Origin of the sequence: Bradyrhizobium centrolobii (assembly GCF_001641635.1) — a bacterium.
Lineage (GTDB): Bacteria > Pseudomonadota > Alphaproteobacteria > Rhizobiales > Xanthobacteraceae > Bradyrhizobium > Bradyrhizobium centrolobii.
Window position 1 is genome coordinate 1 of record NZ_LUUB01000060.1, and the last position, 2,967, is coordinate 2,967.

Consider the following 2,967-nt stretch of genomic DNA (forward strand, 5'->3'; position numbering starts at 1 on the left):
CAGCTCCCCATTACCGGCTTTGCCCATAAGGCAGGTAATGGGCGTCACCCATTACCTGCCGCAATCGGCATTGCCCGAAGTGCCAGGGCGCGGCGCGCGCGCAATGGCTCGCCGAACGGCAAGCTGAACTCCTTCCCGTACCGTATTTCCACGTCGTCTTCACCATGCCGGCCCCCGCCGGAGAGATCGCCTTTCAGAACAAGGCCGCCGTCTATGCCATCCTGTTCCGCTGCGCGGCCGAGACGCTCACCACCATCGCAGCCGACCCCAAGCATCTCGGCGCTCAGCTCGGCGTGACCGCCGTCCTCCATACCTGGGGCCAGACCCTGCAACACCATCCGCATATCCACTGCGTCGTGCCGGGCGGTGGACCCTCGCTCGACGGCACACGCTGGGTCGCTTGCCGGCCCGGCTTCTTCCTGCCAGTGCGCGTCCTCTCCCGGCTGTTCCGTCGCCTGTTTCTGCAAGAGCTGCAAGCTGCCTTCGCGGCTGGCGAGCTCGGCTTCTTTGGCGCTCTCGCCCATCTCGCCGATCCCACTGCATTCGCCGCGCGCCTTAATCAACTTCGACGGACCGACTGGGTCGTCTATGCCAAGCCGCCATTTGGTGGGCCGGAACAGGTGCTGGCTTATCTCGGCCGCTATACGCATCGCGTCGCCATCGCGAACAGTAGGCTGATCTCGCTTGCCGATGGCAAGGTGAGCTTTTCCTGGAAGGACTATCGGCAGAACCGCAAAACCAAAGTCATGACGCTTGATGCCGACGAGTTCATTCGTCGCTTTCTCCTGCACTCCCTGCCGGACGGCTTCCACCGCATCCGCCACTATGGCTTCCTTGCCAATGGCGGACGCAACGATAAAATCGCTCTCTGCCGTCAACTCCTTGCTGTCCGCAACGCTCCGACGGATCAAGAAGCCGGCGACGATCCCCTCACCAAATGTGAGATCCCCGTCTGCCCGCATTGTGGCGGCACCATGCGGCGCGTCGATGTCGTCCCGCGAGCCTGCGCCCGCGACCATCCGTTTCGTTGTGATACGTCATGACCAGCGCCTGCACCATCCACCGCTTCTGTGATCACCTTCTCCACGGCAACGCCCAAAGTCGCCGTGGCCGCGCTCGTCACCGAACACCCTGCCAATCGTTCGGCCACGCATCCCAGCGCAGCAAGTCGCTCGCTGGATCGCGCCCTTGGACCGATCAATCCGGCCCCTCACATCCGATGAATGACTCGCCGACGCGCAGCGACCACAGGCGCGCCTTCCCAGCAGCCGCACCCGCTGCACTATTCCCATAGCGCCCACAACTCCGCAGCTTCGTTCAATCCGGCTTCTATGAGGTCGCACGCCCGACCGAGCGCGCGGCTCCGCGCCTGCCCCGCGACCTCACAGAACCCTCAAGAGTCCCAACGCGTTCAATCTGTGATTCACTGCGTCGCATGGATGCTGACCGCGACGCTGTTCCGGATGACGTTGCCGCCCTGAAGAAGGCGCTGGCGGCCGAGCGCGCGAAAGGTTTGGAGATTGCGGCTGAACTCGCGGTCGCCCGCGCGAAATCGTCGGAACACGAGGCGCTGATCGCCCAGCAGAAGCTGCAGATCGCCAAGCTGAAGCATCAGATCTACGGGCAACGGTCGGAACGTTCGGCGCGGCTGATCGAGCAGTTGGCGCTGACGTTCGAAGAGCTGGAAGCCGACGCCACCGAGGACGAGCTTGCGGCGGAACGAGCCGTGGCCAAGACGACGACGGTGCGGGGATTTACCCGCAAGCGCGCCGAGCGCCAGACCTTCCCCGAGCACCTTCCCCGGGAGCGGGAGGTAATCGATGGGCCGACGGGTTGTGAATGCTGCGGCAGCAATCGCCTTCGCAAGCTCAGCGAGGACGTGACGCAGACGCTGGAAGTGGTGCCGCGCCAGTGGAAGGTGATCGAGACGGTCCGGGAGAAGTTCTCCTGCCGCGACTGCGAGAAGATCAGCCGGGCGCCGGCGCCGTTCCATGCCATCGCTCGGGGATGGGCTGGCCCGAGCCTCCTGGCCATGATCATGTTCGAGAAGTTCGGTCAGCATCAGCCGCTCAACCGCCAGGCCGAGCGCTACGCTCTGGAAGGCGTGCCGATCGCACTGTCGACCATGGCGGATGCCGTTGGGGCGGTCTGTGCCTCGCTAGATCCGTTGCTGCGCCGCCTTGAGGCCCAAGTGATGGCGGCCGAGCGCCTTCATGCCGATGATACGACCGTGCCGGTGCTGGCCAAGGGCAAGACCGACACGGGCCGGTGCTGGATCTACGTCCGGGACGACCGACCGTTTGGGGGCGCGGACCCACCGGCGGCAATGTTCTATTACTCACGCGACCGCAAGGGCGAGCATCCCCAGGTACATCTGGCCCGGTATGCCGGCATCCTGCAGGCCGACGCCTAGACGGGTACAACCAGTTCTATCTGGCGGGGCACCAACCCGGACCGATCCGCGAAGCTGCCTGCTGGTCGCATGGAAGGCGCCCGTTCTTCGCCATGGCCGAGATCGAAGAGAATGCGCGGCAAGGCTGCGGGCAAAAGGAAATCCTGCTCTCTCCGATGGCGATTGAGGTCGTGCGACGGATCGACGCGCTGTTCGAGATCGAACGCTCAATCAACGGCAAGAGCGCCAAGGAGCGCCTTCAGGTGCGGCAGACGCTGAGCCGGCCCTTGATCGAAGACTTGCAGGTCTATATGCGCGAACAGCTCGCCAAACTGTCCCGCGGCCAAGACCTGGCCAAGGCGTTCAACTACATCCTCAAGCGTTGGGCGAGCTTCACGCTGTTCCTGGAGGACGGGCGAGTTTGCCTCTCGAACAACGCCGCCGAACGAGGCTTGCGAGGCATGCATTTGGCCGGAAGTCCGGGCTGTTCTGCGGCTTTGATCGCGGTGGACGGCGTGCGGCGGCCATGTACAGCCTGATCGTCACAGCGAAAATGAACGGCGTCGATCCGCAAG

General features: G+C 64.1%; 2 pseudogenes. Both read left to right on the forward strand.

Annotation, left to right across the window (positions count from 1 at the left end):
* Positions 1 to 53 precede the first annotated feature (53 nt).
* Positions 54 to 1,043, forward strand: a pseudogene (locus tag AYJ54_RS18760) (IS91 family transposase); the annotation flags it as partial.
* Positions 1,044 to 1,435: 392 nt separating this feature from the next.
* A pseudogene (gene tnpC / locus AYJ54_RS18765) lies at positions 1,436 to 2,967 on the forward strand (IS66 family transposase); the annotation flags it as partial.